Genomic DNA, 16,316 nt, shown 5'->3' with positions numbered 1-16,316 from the left:
CGCGATGAACAACATCTCCGCCTGGGCGATCCGAAACCCGATCCCCGTCATCCTGCTGTTCCTGCTGCTGACCATCGCCGGGATTTCCGGCTTCCGCAGCATGCGGATCAACAACAATCCCGACGTCGACCTGCCGTTCGTCGTCGTCACGGCCGCGCGCCCCGGCGCAGCGCCCAGCGAGCTGGAAACCCAGGTCACCCGCCTGATCGAGGACTCGGTCGCGGGCCTTGGCCGGGTGCGCCACATCAACTCGACCATCACCGACGGGGTGTCCTCGACCTTCATCGAGTTCGAACTGGGCGTCGATCACGAGCAGGTCACCAATGATGTTCGCAACGCCATGTCCGGCCTGCGGGGCGACCTGCCCCAGGACATGCAGGAGCCCAATGTCACCCGGATCGACATCTCCGGCGATCCGCTGATCACCTATGTGGTCAAGGCTCCGACCCTGACACCGGAACAGCGCAGCTGGTTCGTCGACAACGAGGTCAGCCGCACCCTGCTGGCCCTGAAGGGCGTCGGCGAGGTCAATCGCCGCGGCGGCGTTGATCGCGAGATCCAGGTGGCCCTGGATCCCGACCGCCTGGCCGCACGCGGCGTCACCGCCGCCCAGGTCAGCCAGGCCCTGGTGTCCAGCAATGCCGACCTGCCCGGCGGCCGGGTGACCATCTCCGGCTCCGAGCGCGCCATCCGCACCCTGGGCGCGGCCGGCTCGATCGACCAGTTGCGCGAGACCCGCATCCCCCTGTCGGCGGGCGGCACTGTGCGCCTGGGCGACCTGGGCACGGTCGAGGACCGCTGGGCCGAGCCTCGCTCGCGCGCCCGCTATGACGGCCAGGAAGTGGTCACCTTCAACATGGTCCGCTCGCGCGGCGCCAGCGAGGTCCAGACTGCGCAGAAGGTCCGCAAGGCCGTCGAGAAGCTCGACATGGCCCATCCGGAAGTCGAGATCGACGAGATCACCTCAGAGGTAAAGTATATCGAGGACAGCTATCTGGCCTCGATGGAGGCGCTGATCCTCGGCGCCGTGCTGGCCGTTCTGGTGGTGCTGCTGTTCCTGCGCGACTGGCGGGCGACCTTCCTGGCGGCCGTCGCCATCCCGATGTCGCTGCTGCCGACCTTCGCCTTGATGGCGCCGCTGAACCAGTCGCTCAACAGCATCACTCTGCTGGCCCTGTCCCTGACCGTGGGCATCCTGGTGGATGACGCGATCGTCGAGATCGAGAACATGGTCCGCCACATGCGGGGCGGCAAGACGCCCTATGCGGCGGCCATGGAAGCGGCCGACGAAATCGGCCTGGCGGTCGTGGCCACCACCTTCACCATCGTGGCGGTGTTCGCCCCCGTCGGCTTCATGCCGGGCATTATCGGCCAGTTCTTCAAGGCCTTCGCCCTGGCCGCCTGCGTCTCGGTGCTGTTCTCGCTGGTCGTGGCCCGCCTGCTGACGCCGCTGATGGGCGCCTACATGCTAAAGGCCAACAGCAAGCACGAGGACGCCGACCCGTTCTGGATGGCGCCTTACCTCAAGAGCCTGACCTGGGGCCTGGACAATCGCTGGAAGGTCCTGGCGATGGGCGTGCCGATGGTGCTGATCTCTGGCTTCCTGGCGACCAAGTTGCCGTTCGAGTTCTCGCCCGCCGCCGACCGGGGCCGGGCGCCGTTCTCGGTCCAGCTTCCGCCCGGTGCGACCCTGGATGAAACCGACGCCATCGTTCAGCGCATGACCCGCGAACTCCGGACCCGTCCCGAAGTGATCGGTGTCTATGCGTCGATCGGCGGCAACAATGCGGTCAATACGGCCACCCTGAATGCCGATCTCGTTCCCAAGGGCGAGCGCATGGGCCAGCAGGAATTCAGCCGTCTGATGGTCGACCAGTTCGCCGCCATTCCGGGCGCGCGAATTGGCGCAGGCTCCAACAGCGGCGGGGGTCCCAGCGACGGCACCAGCTTCAGGCTCAGCCTCGTGGGCGACAACGGACCCGCGCTGGACGCCGCCGCCCGCAAGGTGGAGGCCGAGATGCGCAACGTTCCGGGATTGGCCCATGTGGTCAATACGGCGGCCATTGCCCGGCCCGAGATTGTCGTCACGCCACGTCCCGACCAGGCCGCCCGCGCCGGCGTCTCGGCCGGCGTGATCTCGCAGGCGGTGCGCGTGGCCACCATCGGCGACATCGACCAGAACCTGCCCAAGTACAATCTGGGCGATCGGCAGGTGCCGATCCGCCTGCGCCTGACCCAGGACGCCCGCGAGGACATGGCTATCCTGCAGACCCTGCAGGTGCCCAGCGCCGGCGGCCCCGTGCCGCTGAACGCCGTGGCCGACGTGCGCTTCGGCGCAGGTCCTTCGCAGATCAGCCGTCAGGACCGCTCGCGCGTCGCCACCATCACCGCCGAACTCGACGGCATCGTGGTGGGCGAGGCCAGCAAGCGCGTGCATGATCTGGCCTCGGTCAAGAACCTGCCAGCCGGCATCACCGAGGTGGCCGCCGGCGACGCCGAGTTCATCCAGGAGATGGTCACCGGCTTCGCCGCCGCCCTGATCACCGGCATCTTGCTGATGTACGTCGTGCTGGTGCTGCTGTTCCGCAGCTTCGCCCACCCGATCACCATCATGGTCGCCTTGCCGCTGGCCATTGGGGGCGCCTTCGCCCTGCTGGTTCTGGCCAAGTCGAGCTTCTCGATCTCGACCCTGATCGGCATTCTGATGCTGATGGGTATCGCGGCCAAGAACTCGATCCTGCTGGTCGAGTACGCGATCATGGCCATGCAGAACGGCATGACCAAGCGCGAGGCGATCATCGATGCGGCGCACAAGCGCGCCCGGCCGATCATCATGACGACGGTCGCCATGGGCGTGGGCATGCTGCCGGTGGCGGTCGGCTTCGGCGCCGATGTCGAGTTCCGCGCCCCTATGGCCATCGCGGTGATCGGCGGCCTGATCACCTCGACCCTGCTGTCGCTGCTCTATGTTCCCGTCGTCTTCATCCTGATGGACGGCCTGAAGGTGCGCGCCGAACGGCTGACGCATCGCGTGTTCGGCAGCAGCGCTCACACGGCCCATCCGCCGGCGAACAAGTCCACCCTGGTCGACGGCTAGGGACGATCCGCGCTGTGAGCCTAGATCGTGGTTCGCAGCGCGGTCGCGACCGTCGGAGCCAAGCGCTCGGCGATCACCCTGGCGCCGGCGGCGTTGGGATGGATGCCGTCGCGCTGCATCAGGCGCTGGGCCCCGACCACGCCGGTGACGAAGTCCGGATGGAAGACTACGCCGGTCTCGCGCGCCAGGGCCGGATAGAGGCCGGTGAAGTCGCGCGCGTAAGACGCCCCGATCAGCGGCGGCGCCCGCACGCCGGCCAGCACCACGCGGATGCGGCGGGCCTTCAGCTTTTCGATGATGCGTTTCAGGTTGGCCTTGGTCCGCGAGGGGTCTGCGCCCTGCAACAGGTCGTTGCCGCCCAGAGCCACCACGCACACAGCGGTGTCGGCGCCGACGCTGAAATCGACCCGCGCCAGACCGCCGCCGCTGGTGTCGCCCGAGACGCCCGCCCCTCGTACCGCGGACCGCACGCCCATCCGTTCGAGGGCGCTCTGCAGCTGCGCCGGCAAGGCGTCGCGCGCGGGCAAGCCCAGACCGGCGGTGATCGAGTCGCCCAGAACGGTGACGATCGGAGGCTTCTCCGCCGCCGTCGCACCGGTCGAAACGGCGAACATCGCGCCAAATCCAAAAATGGTCCCGCGTCGGGTGGGGGCAGGGCGTGTGAAGATCGTCATGAGTCCCTATGTGGGGTTGGGGTTCGCAAACTTAACGCACGAAACAAGGAAACTTCATGACCGCCGATGCAGCGCCGCTCGCCCTTTCGTCGGTGACCCTGACCCTGCCCTCTACGGCGGGCCCTGTGAATATCCTGCGCGGCGTCGATCTGCATGTGGCGGCGGGTGAGCGCGTGGCGATCATCGGGCCGTCAGGCTCGGGCAAGTCGTCGCTGATTTCGGTGGCCGCCGGGCTTGAACGCCCGACCTCGGGAACCGTCAACCTGTTCGGTCAGGACCTGGCCAAGCTGGACGAGGACGGCCGCGCCCGCCTGCGCCGGGGCCGCGCGGCCCTGGTGTTCCAGAGCTTCCACCTGCTGCCCAACATGACCGCCGAAGAGAACGTCGCCGCGCCGCTGGAGATCGCCCGCGCCCCGGACGCCCTGCCCACCGCCCGCGACTGGCTGGCCAAGGTGGGGCTATCCTCGCGCCTGACCCACTATCCACACCAGCTGTCGGGCGGCGAGCAGCAGCGCGTGGCCCTGGCCCGGGCCCTGGCGGCGCGGCCGATCCTGCTGTTCGCTGACGAACCGACCGGAAACCTCGACAGCCGCAACGCGGCCTCCGTCGCCGACCTGATGTTCGACCTGGTGGCCGAATGCGGCGCAGCCCTGGTGATGGTCACCCATGACGCGGTGCTGGCCCAGCGCGCCGACCGCATCGTCCGCATGGCCGACGGCAAGGTTGTTGAGGCCGCTGCGTGAGCGCCCTCTCGTTCCGCCTCGCCGCCCGCGAACTGCGCTCCGGCGTCCGGGGCTTTGGCATCTTCCTGGCCTGTCTGGCCCTGGGGGTGGCGGCCATCGCGGCGGCCGGCTCCACGGCTGAGGCCTTCCGCCGGGGCCTGGCCTCGCAGGCGCGCGAGATCCTGGGCGGCGATCTGTCGACTTCGGTCGAGAACCGTAACTTCAGCCCGCAAGAACGCGCCGCCTTCGCCCGGCTGGGCAAGACCTCCTACACCGCCCGCGTTCGGGTCATGGCCCAGGCGCCATCGGGCGACAGGCGGCTGGTCGATCTGCGCGGGGCCGACGCGGCCTATCCGCTGACCGGAACGGTCGAGCTGGCGGGAGCCGCGACCCTGGCCGAAGCCCTGGCCACGCGCGACGGCCTGCCCGGCGCGGCCGTCGAGCCCGCCCTGCTGGACCGGTTGGGCCTGAAGATCGGTGACCGCTTCGAGGCCGGCCCCCTGACCCTGATCGTCCGCGCGACCATGATCCGCCAGCCCGACAGTGTGGCGCGCGGCTTCGTCCTGGGTCCCCGCGTACTGGTTCGCCGCGAACTGCTGGACCCCACGGGGCTGCTTGCCCCCGGCCTGCCCTCGGACCAGTCGGCGCGCATCGCCCTACCGGCCGGCGCCGACCCCATCGCTGCAGGCAAGGCGCTCAAGAAGGCGTTTGGCGACGCCGGGCTCAATGTCCGCGACCGCTCCGACGCCGCGCCCGGCGCGCGCAAGCTGATCGACCAGCTGGAATATTTTCTCGGCTTCATTGGCCTGGCCTCGCTGGTGGCCGGCGGCCTGGGCGTGGCGGGGGCTGTCTCGGCCTATCTGGCGACGCGCGAGCCTTCCATCGCCGTGCTCAAGGCGCTGGGCGCCGACGGGGCCCTGATCCGTAATACCTATCTGATCCAGATCGGCCTGCTAGCCGGCCTGGGCGTGACCCTCGGCCTGATCGTGGGCGCCATCGTGCCGCTGATCCTGGGCCAGATCGCCGGCAGCGCCCTGCCGATCCCGGCCCTGTTCGCGGTCTATCCCCTGCCCCTGATCAAGGCCGGCGCCTTTGGCCTGCTGGCGGCGGCGGCCTTTTCCCTGATCCCCTTGGCCCGCGCCCGCGCCACCCCGCCCTCGGCCCTGTTCCGCCGCGCCCTGGGCGTGCGCGCGCCGTTCGGACTGGAAACGATCGGCGCCGCCGTCAGCGGCCTGGGCCTCGCCGCCCTGGCCGTCGCCACCGCGCCCACGCCCATCGCGGCCGGGATCATGATCGCCGGCGTCGCCGTCGCCTTTGTCGCCCTCTGGGCCCTGGGCCTGCTGGCTGCCTGGCTGGCGGGCAAGGTCCGGGGTCTGGCGCGCGGTCCCATCCGCATCGGCCTGGCCAATCTGGCCGGACCCCGCTCGGCGGCCCGCACCGCCACCCCGGCCATCGGCCTGGGTGTAGCGCTGCTGGCCTGCGTGGTGCTGATCCAGTCGGCCCTGCTGGCCCAGGTGCGCGAGGTCGCGCCCAAGAGCGCCCCGGCCATGGTCTTCACCGAGATCCCCGGCGACGAGGTCACCGCCTTTGACGCCGAGGTCGCCCGCGCGGTCGGCGGCCTGGACAGTGAGAGCTATCTGCGGATTCCCTTCGCCACCGGCCGCATCATCGCCCTGAAGGGCAAGCCCATCGACCTGAAGGCCATCGCCCCTTCGGAGCGGTGGGCCTTCGACAGCGATGTGAGCCTGTCGGTGCTAAACGCCGAGCCCAAGGATTCCGGCGTCGTCGAAGGTCGCTGGTGGCCCGCAGGCTATACCGGCCCTCCCCAGGTGGCGATGGAGGTCGACCTGGCGCGCGGCGCGGGCCTGAAGGCCGGCGACACCATCACCCTGTCGGTGCTGGGCCGTGATCTGGAAGCCAGGGTCGCGGTGCTGCGCAAGGTCGAGTTCGGCGGCTTTGGCCCCAACTTCTCGATCATCCTGGATCCCAAGAGCCTGGAAGGCGCGGTGCTGCGCAATATCGCTATCGCCAAGATGGACCGACCCGCCGAGGCGCGCCTGACCCGCGCCCTGGGCCAGAGCTTCCCGGCCGTCAATGTCATCAGCGTGCGCGAGCAACTGGAGGCCGCCGCCGGCCTGTTCGACCGTCTGGCCCTGGCGATCAGGGGCGCAGCGGCCGTCGCGGGGCTGGCCGGACTGCTGGTCCTGGCCGGAGCCATTGCCGCCGGGGCCCGCGCCCGGGCGCGCGAGGCGGCGACGCTGAAAGTGCTGGGCGGCACGCGCAGCCAGATCCTGTCGGCCTATGTCGTCGAATATGGCGCGGTCGGCCTGATCGCCGGCGCGGCGGGCGTGCTGCTGGGCCTGGCTGCCGCCTGGCCGGTGGTGGTGCTGGTCTTCAAGGCGCAATGGAGCATCGACTGGGCCGGGGTGATGGCCCTGCTGGCCGGAGCGGCGGGCCTGTCGGCGGTCGGCGGCCTGCTGGCCGCAGCCCAGGCGCTGTCGCGGCGTCCCGCGCCCGTCCTGCGCGCCGACTGACCCCGGGGAAGCTCGACGTGTCGCAACAATAGTCTAGCCTTCCAACAGGACCCGCCCGTCAAAGAACACGGAACGCTTTGAGGCGTTACCATCAGGTCTCAGGGAGAATTCCATGTCGCGTCTTCGTCACCCCGCAGCCCTTACGGTCATCGCCCTGACGGCGCTGGCCGCCTGTAGCCAGAGCGAGTCCCAGAACGCCGCAACCGGCTATGGTCCCGATCCCGCCCTGCCGGCGCCGACCAAGACGCTGTTGCCGACGGTGAAGGTCTCGCCCGTCAACCGCTGGGCCAATGGCGCGACGCCGATCGCCGCCCAGGGTTTCCGGGTGCAGGCCTTCGCCTCTGGCCTTGATCATCCGCGCTGGATGCTGGTGCTGCCCAACGGCGACGTGCTGGTGGCCGAAACCAACGGCCCGCCCAAGGAAAAGAAAAAGGGCTTCGACATCCGGGCCTGGGCGGAAAAGCAGATCATGGGCAAGGCCGGGGCCAAGACGCCCAGCGCCAACCGCATCACCCTGCTGCGCGACGCCGACGGCGACGGCGTGGCCGAGGTCAAGGCGCCCTTCCTGACCGGCCTGAACTCGCCGTTCGGCATGGCCCTGGTCGGTGACACGCTCTATGTGGCCAATACCGACGCCGTGGTCGCCTTCCCCTATGTGGCGGACGCGACCAGCATCGCCGCTCCGGCGCGCAAGATCGCCGAGCTGCCCGCCGGTCCAATCAACCACCACTGGACCAAAAGCCTGATCGCCAGCCCGGACGGAACCAAGCTCTATGCGGGCGTCGGCTCCAACAGCAATGTCGGCGAGAACGGCATGGCGGCGGAGGAGCGCCGCGCGGGTATTCTTGAGGTCGATATCGCCACCGGCGCCAGCCGGGTCTATGCCTCGGGCATCCGCAATCCTGTCGGCGTCGGCTGGAACCCGGTCACCGGTCAGCTGTGGACCGCCGTCAACGAGCGCGACGAGATCGGCAATGATCTGGTGCCCGACTACATGACCTCGGTGCAGGACGGCGGCTTCTATGGCTGGCCCTACAGCTACTACGGCCAGACGGTCGACACCCGCGTCAAGCCGCCCCGGCCCGACCTCGTCGCCAAGGCGATCAAGCCCGACTACGCCCTGGGCGCCCATACCGCCTCGCTGGGCCTGACCTTCTATGAGGGCGCGACCTTCCCCGAGCGCTATCGCGGCGGCGTGTTCATCGGCCAGCACGGCTCGTGGAACCGCAAGCCGCAGTCCGGCTACAAGGTGGTGTTCATCCCCTTCCAGAACGGCAAGCCCGCCGGCCCGCCCGAGGACTTCCTGACCGGCTTCCTCAACGCCAAGGGTGAAGCCCAGGGCCGCCCGGTGGGGGTCAATATCGACAGGACCGGCGCGCTGCTGCTGGCTGACGATGTGGGCAATGTGATCTGGCGGGTCAGCGCAGCGCGCTGATCCACACTGACTTGCACAACAAGACTGACTGGCGGTAAGCTGGCCTATCTCTGATGGGGTCTGCCATGAAGATCGAACGCCTGCCGCCCGTTGTCACCTCCCTGGGTCACACCAACCACCCCTATATGACCGGGGCCTGGACGCCGCAGCACGAGGAGGTCAATGCCTGGGACCTGGAGGTGCTGGAGGGCGCGATCCCGACCGACATCGACGGGGTCTATCTGCGCAACACCGAAAACCCGGTGCACGCGCCGCTGGGCCGCTATCACCCGTTCGACGGTGACGGCATGGTCCACCAGATCGAGTTCAAGGACGGACAGGCGACCTATCGCAACCGCTTCATCCGCACGCGCGGCTTCGAGGCCGAGCAAGAGGTCGGTGAAAGCCTGTGGGGCGGCCTCGCCGACGGACCGGGCACCTCCAAGCGCCCGGGCTTTGGCGCGCATGGCGGCCTGAAGGACACGGCCAGCACCGACATCGTCGTCCATGGCGGCGAGGCCATCGCCACCTTCTACCAGTGCGGCGAGGCCTATCGGCTTGATCCGCTCACGCTTGAAAACCTGGGCGTCGCCGCGTGGGCGCCGCTGGACGGCGTCTCGGCCCACCCCAAGGTCGACGAGGCCACCGGCGAGCTGTTGTTCTTCAACTACTCGAAGTCCGCGCCCTATATGCACTATGGCGTGGTCGACGCCTCGGGCAAGCGCACCACCTATCAGGCCATCGACCTGCCCGGTCCGCGCCTGCCGCACGACATGGCCTTCACGAAGAACTATTCGATCCTCAATGACCTGCCGGTGTTCTGGGACGCCGCCCTGCTGGAGCGCGACATCCACGCCGTGCGCCTGCACAAGGGCGTGCCCTCACGGTTTGGAATCGTGCCGCGCCATGGCGGGCCGGTGCAGTGGTTCGAGGCCGCGCCGACCTATGTGCTGCATTGGCTCAATGCCTATGAGGACGGCGACGAGGTGGTGCTGGACGGCTATTTCCAGGAGAACCCGACCCCGCGCCCGCTGGAAAATGCCCCGGACGGCCACGGCCACCTAATGGCCTATCTGGACGAGCACAGCTTCCGGCCCAAGCTGCACCGCTGGCGCTTTAACCTGAAGACCGGCGAGACCACCGAGGGCCATCTGGACGAACGCATCCTCGAGTTCGGGATGTTCAACCAGCAGGTTGCCGGCAAGCCCTATCGCTATGCCTATTCGACCACCGCCAAGCCGGGCTGGTTCCTGTTCAACGGCTTCGTCAAGCACGACCTGGAAACCGGCGAGAGCTGGTCAATCCAGCTGCCCGAGGGCCGCTATGCCAGCGAAGCGCCGTTCGCGCCGCGCATTGGCGCGGTGGACGAGGATGACGGCTATCTGGTCAGCTTCATCATCGACGAGAACCGCGGAACGTCCGAGTGCGTGCTGGTCGACGCCAAGCGCTTCGAGGTCGTTTGCCGGATCGCTCTGCCCCACAAGCTGAGCAGCGGGACGCATAGCGTCTGGGCGGGCAGAGACCGCCTGAAGCCTCTCCCATAGGGAGAGGAGGGACCCGCCGCGAAGCGGTGGGAGGTGAGGGGTTACACCGTCAACCGGCGTGCCGGCACGCCGTCGATCGCCTTAACCCCTCATCCTCCCACGCCTTTGGCGCGGGGCCCTCCTTCTCCCTCTGGGAGAAGGTTCAGGTTTTGGGAAACCACGGCACGAAGCCCGAGGTCCGCTGCACATAGGCCTCATAGTCCGGGCGCTTCCTCCGCATCCGGCCCTCGACGGTCGGCACGCCGCTCCACTTGGTCAGCAGGAAGGTCATCAGCACCGGGGCCGGCAGGGTCCAGGCGCCCAGGCCCGTCCCGGCGGCGATCAGATACAGACCCCACCACACGCAGGCGTCGCCGAAATAGTTGGGGTGGCGGGTATAGCGCCACAGGCCCTTGTCCATCACCTTGCCGGCGTTTTCCGGCTTGGCCTTGAAGGCGGTCAGCTGGGCGTCGCCGATGGTCTCGAAGGCGATCCCGACCACCGCGATGGCAGCGCCGACAAAGGCCAGAGCGCCCAGCGGCGCGGCCGAGCCGTGGCCAAGCTGCACCGGCAGGGCGATCACGAACTGCAGGGCGTATTGCAGGGCGAAGACCAGCAGCAGGGACGCCTTGGCGAAGCTCCATTTCCGCTCGCTCTGCGCCAGGGCCATCATCGTCACATAGCGGCGGTCCGGTCCGTTCTTGCGCCAGCGCCACAGCAGGTAGCCGCCCAGCCGCAGCGCCCATATGGCGCAGAGGATCAGCAACAGGTTGCCGTGCGGCGTGGGCCCCATCTGCAGCCACGAGGTCAGGGCGATCAGGCCCATGCCAAGGCCCCACCAGCTGTCGATGAAGCTGACATCCTTCAGCTTCAGACCGATCAGCCACAGCCCGAAAAAGGCGACGGCCGAGACGGCGGCGTTGATGGCGAGGAGCTGGAGGATGGGGGTCATGAAGGGTCCGAAAGTTGTCGTCCAGATACGGTTAGTAAGGCGAAAAAGATCCTCCCCCTGAAGGGGGAGGCGACCGAAGGTCGGCGGGGGAAGACCGCAATGGGTCGCAGTACTTCCCCCTCCGTCGCCTGCGGCGACACCTCCCCCGTCAGGGGGAGGACTTGAGGGCTAGGTCCCCACCACGAAACTCACGGTCGTCGTCGTGGATCCGCCGATGTTCAGAGTCTGCACCGTCTTGGCGCCTTCGACCTGGCCGTCGCCGGCTGCGCCGGTCACCTGCTTGAAGGCGTCCAGGGTCATGCGCACGCCGGTCGCGCCGACGGGGTGGCCCGCGCCGATCAGACCGCCGGACGGATTGATCGGCAGCCTGCCGCCCATGGCGATATCGCCGGCCTCAATCGCCTTCCAGCTCTCGCCGGGCGCGGTCAGGCCCAGATGGTCGATGGCCATGTATTCGGTGGCGGTGAAGCAGTCATGGGTCTCGACGGCGTCGATCCCGGAGACATCCGACGCGATCCCGGCCCGGGCGCGGGCGTCGAGGATCGCGCGCCGAACCTGCGGAAAGACATAGGGCGCGTTGCGGCTGTTTTCGATCTTGCGAGCATAGCTGATCGGGGCCGAGCGATGGCCCCAGCCCTTGATCTGCGGGATGCTCTCGAGCGCGATCCCGCGCTTGTCGGCATAGGTCCTGGCGCGTTCGGCCGAGGCCAGGAACACCACCGCCGTGCCATCTGTGACCTGGCCGCAGTCCTGCTTGCGGGTGCGGCCCTCGACCACGGGATTGGTCTCGTCGTTCTCGGTAAAGGCCTCGGGCCCGAACCGCCAGTCGCGGGTCTGGGCGTTGGGGTTGCGGCGGCCGTTGGCGAAATTGATCTCCGAGATCGCCATCAGGTGCTCGTACTTCAGGCCGTAGCGGCGGTCATATTCGTCGGCGAGATCGGAGAAGGCGCGGGGCCAGAGAAAGCGGGCGTCCTGGAATTCATGACCCGCCCAGGCGGCGCTGCCCAGGTTTTCGGCGGCCTTTTGGCCGGGAACATTGCGCATCTGCTCGATGCCGACCACGCAGGCCAGGTCATAGCGCCCGGCCTCGATCTCGGCTGTGGCGGCCAGGATAGCGACGCTGCCCGAAGCGCAGGCAGCCTCATGGCGGGCGGTCGGCAGGCCGTCAAAGGCCGGATGCACCTGGCCGAACATACCGCCCAGCAGACCCTGACCCGCAAACAGCTCGCCGGCGAAATTGCCGACATGGCCGGTCTGAATCTCTTCAGGATCCAGCTGCGTCGCGGCCAGGCCTTCGCCCACCGCCTCGCCAAAGGCGTCGGCCATGTCGCGGCCCTGACGGCTCCAATTGGCCGAGAAGTCGCTCTGCCATCCACCCAGCACATAGACCAAGGCCGCCTCCCATGCCGCTCACCAGTCAGTCTGATTATACAAGTGACATCCTCCGAGTCCATGCCCGGCGTTGACAGGTCGCCTTGCGGCGCCGCACCAAGCCCCATGCTTCTGCCCGTACCGGTCGCCCTCGGCGCCCCTGCACTTGTCCGCAACAGCTCGGCCGCCCGCGCCTTGAACCTGATCGGCGATCGCTGGACCCTGCTGCTGCTCTATGCGGCCTTCATGGGCGTCAAGCGCTTCGACGGCTTCATCGCCATGAGCGGCATGGCCCGTTCGCTGCTGGTCGACCGCCTGGGACGGCTGGAGGCGGCCGGCGTGCTGGAAAAGCGCCCCTACCAGCTTCGACCCGTTCGCCACGAGTACTGCCTGACCGTCATGGGCAAGGACCTCTACGACTCGGCCCTGATGCTGCTGGGCTGGGAAATGCGCTGGCGTCTGGACCCGGACTGCCCCTCGCACCAGATTATCCACAGCCCCTGTGGGCAACCTCTGCGCCCGGTCCTGGTCTGTCAGGCCTGCGCCGCGCCGGTGAAGGTGCGCGACATCACCCTGACGCCCGGTCCCGGCGCCGGTCTGGAGCCCGCGCCCCGCGCCCGCCACTCACGCCGGGTCAGCGACACCCAAGGCGCGGACGGTGCCGGCGGCGTGCCGCTGCATCCGATGCTGGAGCGCTCGATCGAGGTGCTGGGCGACCGCTGGACCGCCCATCTGGTCGCCGCCAGCTTCTATGGCCTGACCCGCTTCAAGGACCTGCAGGCCGAACTGAAGGTGGCCAGCAACATCCTCACCGACCGCCTGTCACGCCTGGTCGAGCGCGGCATGCTGGAAAAGCGCCTGTATCAAACCCGTCCCGAACGCTGGGACTACCGGCTGACCCGCGAGGGCCGCGACTTCTTCCCGCTGATCGCCGCCCTGATGGCCTGGGGCGACCGATGGCTGTCGGGCGAAGCCGGCCCGCCGGAAATCCTGACTCACGCCTGCGGCGCACGCCTGGTTCCCGTGGTGCGTTGCGAGGCCTGCGACGGGGCGGTGGATGTACGGACGACAACGTCGGGCTTGGCCCGCCTTTAGCGCCGCGTAAGGCCTAGCGTCAGGATACGAGCTTCACCAATCCTAGCTTGTAGAGCCACATCAGGGCTCGCACCTTGGCCGGCTCTGGTCCCATCCTGCCCCGTATCAGAGTACCGACGGCGCGGGCCTCCATGGAGATCTCGCGATAAAGCTCAACTATGGTTTCTCGCGGGAAAGTGCCCGGATCCAGTACGAACCCGGTCACGCTCAGATCGAAGAACGTCTCGATGGCTTCACCCCGCTTGAGGTGCGCCACGACCATCGAGGCTTCGTCCAAGGTCCGAGTGGGGTAGTCGGCGAACAGACGATACGGATCGGGGCGTCCGGGCCAAGGCCAAGGCGGCTGCGAGCCTGCCGCCCGGCGAAGTTCGCCCAGTTCCTCTACCATTTCGACATAGCGACCCAAGATCACCGGCCAGTCATAGATTTCTCGGGCCCGGGCCTGGCCAGCCGAGCCCAAGCGCTCTCTCAAGTCCGGGCTTTCAGCTAGGGCAATAACACGATCCGTCAGCGCCTCGAGATCCACGGCCGTCGCCATGCTGACATGGCCGATGTAACGGTCGTAGGTGTCTCGCTCCATGGCGTGGCGCAGAGCCAGTTCCTCCCCCATCCCCGCGGACGGGAGGGTCACGGGAATCCGATAGCCATCGACGCCGTCGCGGACGGTGTCCTTGTAGCCGTCCCAGTCGCTGACCAGCACAGGCAACCCTGCAGCCATGGCTTCAACCGGCGTCAGGCCAAAGGTCTCCTGGATGTTGTCGGAGAGTGAGACAAAGACATCAGCCGCCTTCCAGGCCATGTCATAGAGGTGGTTGTCTTGCCCATCGATCGCGATGAATTTGGCGCTGGGGGCCAGAAAGCGACGCGCCTCCTCAAAGGCCTGAGCAATGTGCGTGTTGGGGTAGACGCCAGCCTCGATGCAAACCAGCGTTTTTCCCGTGCGCCTGCAGCCTTCTTCCAGCGCCTGATAGAAAACGACGGGGTTGGCCTTGGCGTGAAAACTCATACGTCCCGCGAAAAGGAACCCCACCTCGTCCGGGGAGAGACCCAGCGCCTTGCGGCCAGCGACACGCTGCGCATCGTTACGGGCGAAATCCGGGACGTTCACGCCCAGTGGAATGATGGGCAGCGCCACCGGATTGAACCGCGTGGCGCCAGTATGCTCCGAAAACCAAGACTTGAACTCGTCCTGTAGCTTGCTGACGACCGACAGGGCGGCGCTCGACGTGCAGATCAGCGCATCCCAGGGCTGAAATGGTGGCAGTACCAGCTGCGCGATCTGATCCATTGCGTGAGCCGATGACAACGTATGTGTCACGCCAATCAAGCTGTAGGCGGTCGGGCCCTGGGTATTTCGGGCGTGGGCGAAGGGACTGTTCGGCGGCCCCGGAAGATAGACAGCGCCAAGTTTGGTGAGGAGCTGGTCTCCCGGAGGATCGCGCCAGTGCAGCGATCCGTCGAACCCATCGCGCCGAAGCTGCTTCAGCATCGTCGGCCCCGACGTCCGCGCACCGTATCCGTGAACTTGATCCGACTTCCAGCGCCGGGCGACCCCTTTGATGAGCGCTTTGCCCGCGCTTTGCCGCCCCATGATCTTCGCGTCGGTCGAGTAGCCATCGCCCGCGAAGTAGATCGCGAAATTCATCTTGCTCATCGAATTACAATGCTCGCGGTCGGACGTTTAGGGCCACCGCCCAGCTTGAATATCGACGGGTAGTTATGAGACGTCTTCGGCAGTGTCGAGAGCAGGCTTCGCGTCGGTCGCTTTGAATATCGACCGCCGATCTGCGCCTACCGCCCGACCATTGCCAGACCGGCTTCGCTGTAGCGTTCGCCCTCGACCGCAGTCTCCGGCACGGCGGCGGCGATGCGCGACAGCTCCTCGGGCGTCAGGGCCACGTCGACCGCGCCGACATTTTCTTCGACACGGGCGATCTTGGTGGTGCCGGGGATCGGGGCGATGTCGGGGCCCTGATGCAGCAGCCAGGCCAGGGCCAGCTGGGCGGGGGTGATCCCCTTTTCGCCGGCGATCAGGGTCAGGGCCTCGACCAGCGACAGGTTCCTGGCCAGGGCCTCGCCCTGGAAACGCGGCAGGCCGCGGCGGAAGTCGTCCTTGGCCAGGCCTACGTTCGAGGTCAGGGTCCCGGTCAGGAAGCCGCGACCCAGCGGGCTGTAGGGCACCAGGCCGATGCCCAGTTCCCGCAAGGTGGGCAGGATCTCGGCCTCGACGCCGCGCGTCCACAGCGAATACTCGCTCTGCAGGGCCGCGACGGGCTGCACCGCGTGGGCCTTGCGGATGGTCGCCGCGCCGGCTTCCGACAGGCCAAAGTGCTTGACCTTGCCCTCGGCGATCAGGTCCCTGACCGTCCCGGCGACATCCTCGATGGGCACATTGGGGTCGACGCGATGCTGGTACAGCAGGTCGATGACCTCGACGCCCAGCCGCTTGAGCGAGGCCTCGGCCACCGCCCGGATATGTTCAGGGCGGCTGTCGACGCCGACCATGCGGCGTACGCCGTTCTCATCCGGCGCGGCGATCTTGAAGCCGAACTTGGTGGCGATCACGACCTTGTCGCGGAAGGGCTTCAGCCCCTCGCCGACCAGCTCTTCATTGACGAAGGGGCCATAGACCTCGGCCGTGTCAAAGAAGGTGACGCCCAGTTCGACGGCGCGCGCCAAGACCTTGAAGGTTTCGGCCCTTTCCGGCGCCGGCCCATAGGCCCAGCTCATTCCCATACAGCCCAGGCCGATGGCCGAGACCTCCAGACCGTCGCCGAGTTTCCGGGTCTTCATGGGGCAGCTCCTTGTCCGAGTGGACGGCGCGCATCGACGCCAGCGGGCATAAGATGGGGCCTGGGGCGGCCCTGGGGAAGACCAGACGGTCTCACCGCGCCACTGAGCGGCCTTGAGGCATCGCGAGCCACCGACGTTACC

General features: G+C 67.8%; 11 protein-coding genes. 6 read left to right on the top strand and 5 right to left on the bottom strand.

Annotated elements, in window-relative coordinates:
* The first annotated feature begins 4 nt into the window (after positions 1 to 4).
* On the top strand, positions 5 to 3,097 hold the full coding sequence (locus tag ACN2C8_RS03435; protein ID WP_419254430.1) for an efflux RND transporter permease subunit: 3,093 nt from the start codon (positions 5 to 7) through the stop codon (positions 3,095 to 3,097).
* Between the two features lie 20 nt (positions 3,098 to 3,117).
* On the opposite strand, the gene ACN2C8_RS03430 is transcribed toward ACN2C8_RS03435, so the two are convergent.
* The gene (locus ACN2C8_RS03430) at positions 3,118 to 3,711 is read right to left on the bottom strand and encodes an arylesterase (RefSeq protein WP_419254429.1); all 594 of its coding nucleotides are present in this window, start codon (positions 3,709 to 3,711) and stop codon (positions 3,118 to 3,120) included.
* Between the two features lie 116 nt (positions 3,712 to 3,827).
* On the opposite strand from ACN2C8_RS03430, the gene ACN2C8_RS03425 reads away from it, so the two are divergent.
* The 4 genes from ACN2C8_RS03425 (at position 3,828) to ACN2C8_RS03410 (ending at position 9,985) form a co-directional block, all read left to right on the top strand.
* A complete protein-coding gene (locus ACN2C8_RS03425; protein WP_419254428.1) occupies positions 3,828 to 4,514 on the top strand; it encodes an ABC transporter ATP-binding protein in 687 nt (228 codons plus the stop codon).
* Positions 4,511 to 7,027, top strand: a complete 2,517-nt coding sequence (locus ACN2C8_RS03420; RefSeq protein ID WP_419254427.1) for an ABC transporter permease — start codon at positions 4,511 to 4,513, stop codon at positions 7,025 to 7,027. The genes ACN2C8_RS03425 and ACN2C8_RS03420 overlap by 4 nt, the downstream gene beginning before the upstream one ends.
* A gap of 112 nt (positions 7,028 to 7,139) precedes the next feature.
* The gene (locus ACN2C8_RS03415) at positions 7,140 to 8,462 is read left to right on the top strand and encodes a PQQ-dependent sugar dehydrogenase (RefSeq protein ID WP_419254426.1); all 1,323 of its coding nucleotides are present in this window, start codon (positions 7,140 to 7,142) and stop codon (positions 8,460 to 8,462) included.
* Between the two features lie 65 nt (positions 8,463 to 8,527).
* Positions 8,528 to 9,985, top strand: a complete 1,458-nt coding sequence (locus tag ACN2C8_RS03410; RefSeq protein WP_419254425.1) for a carotenoid oxygenase family protein — start codon at positions 8,528 to 8,530, stop codon at positions 9,983 to 9,985.
* A gap of 142 nt (positions 9,986 to 10,127) precedes the next feature.
* Here ACN2C8_RS03410 and ACN2C8_RS03405 read toward each other — a convergent pair whose 3' ends face one another.
* Positions 10,128 to 10,916, bottom strand: a complete 789-nt coding sequence (locus tag ACN2C8_RS03405) for a DUF1295 domain-containing protein (protein WP_419254424.1) — start codon at positions 10,914 to 10,916, stop codon at positions 10,128 to 10,130.
* 168 nt (positions 10,917 to 11,084) lie between these two features.
* Positions 11,085 to 12,308, bottom strand: coding sequence for an acetyl-CoA acetyltransferase (locus ACN2C8_RS03400; RefSeq protein WP_419254423.1), 1,224 nt, complete (start codon positions 12,306 to 12,308; stop codon positions 11,085 to 11,087).
* A gap of 105 nt (positions 12,309 to 12,413) precedes the next feature.
* On the opposite strand from ACN2C8_RS03400, the gene ACN2C8_RS03395 reads away from it, so the two are divergent.
* A complete protein-coding gene (locus tag ACN2C8_RS03395) occupies positions 12,414 to 13,382 on the top strand; it encodes a winged helix-turn-helix transcriptional regulator (RefSeq protein WP_419254422.1) in 969 nt (322 codons plus the stop codon).
* A 19-nt stretch (positions 13,383 to 13,401) separates the two neighbouring features.
* On the opposite strand, the gene ACN2C8_RS03390 is transcribed toward ACN2C8_RS03395, so the two are convergent.
* Positions 13,402 to 15,036, bottom strand: a complete 1,635-nt coding sequence (locus ACN2C8_RS03390; RefSeq protein WP_419254421.1) for a glycosyltransferase family 4 protein — start codon at positions 15,034 to 15,036, stop codon at positions 13,402 to 13,404.
* A 137-nt stretch (positions 15,037 to 15,173) separates the two neighbouring features.
* Complete coding sequence (locus ACN2C8_RS03385) at positions 15,174 to 16,175, bottom strand: aldo/keto reductase (RefSeq protein ID WP_419254420.1); 1,002 nt, start codon at positions 16,173 to 16,175, stop codon at positions 15,174 to 15,176.
* Positions 16,176 to 16,316: the final 141 nt, after the last annotated feature.

The organism is Caulobacter sp. ErkDOM-C (assembly GCF_048541825.1).
Lineage (GTDB): Bacteria > Pseudomonadota > Alphaproteobacteria > Caulobacterales > Caulobacteraceae > Caulobacter.
Note: the sequence above shows the minus strand (reverse complement) of the source record. Positions and strands in the feature narration are given on the sequence as shown.

Coding starts and splice junctions, on each gene's coding strand:
- ACN2C8_RS03435 (WP_419254430.1), top strand. CDS start 5: ATGAACAACATCTCCGCCTGGGCGATCCGAAACCCGATCCCCGTCATC.
- ACN2C8_RS03430 (WP_419254429.1), bottom strand. CDS start 3,711: ATGTTCGCCGTTTCGACCGGTGCGACGGCGGCGGAGAAGCCTCCGATC.
- ACN2C8_RS03425 (WP_419254428.1), top strand. CDS start 3,828: ATGACCGCCGATGCAGCGCCGCTCGCCCTTTCGTCGGTGACCCTGACC.
- ACN2C8_RS03415 (WP_419254426.1), top strand. CDS start 7,140: ATGTCGCGTCTTCGTCACCCCGCAGCCCTTACGGTCATCGCCCTGACG.
- ACN2C8_RS03410 (WP_419254425.1), top strand. CDS start 8,528: ATGAAGATCGAACGCCTGCCGCCCGTTGTCACCTCCCTGGGTCACACC.
- ACN2C8_RS03405 (WP_419254424.1), bottom strand. CDS start 10,916: ATGACCCCCATCCTCCAGCTCCTCGCCATCAACGCCGCCGTCTCGGCC.
- ACN2C8_RS03395 (WP_419254422.1), top strand. CDS start 12,414: ATGCTTCTGCCCGTACCGGTCGCCCTCGGCGCCCCTGCACTTGTCCGC.
- ACN2C8_RS03390 (WP_419254421.1), bottom strand. CDS start 15,036: ATGAGCAAGATGAATTTCGCGATCTACTTCGCGGGCGATGGCTACTCG.
- ACN2C8_RS03385 (WP_419254420.1), bottom strand. CDS start 16,175: ATGAAGACCCGGAAACTCGGCGACGGTCTGGAGGTCTCGGCCATCGGC.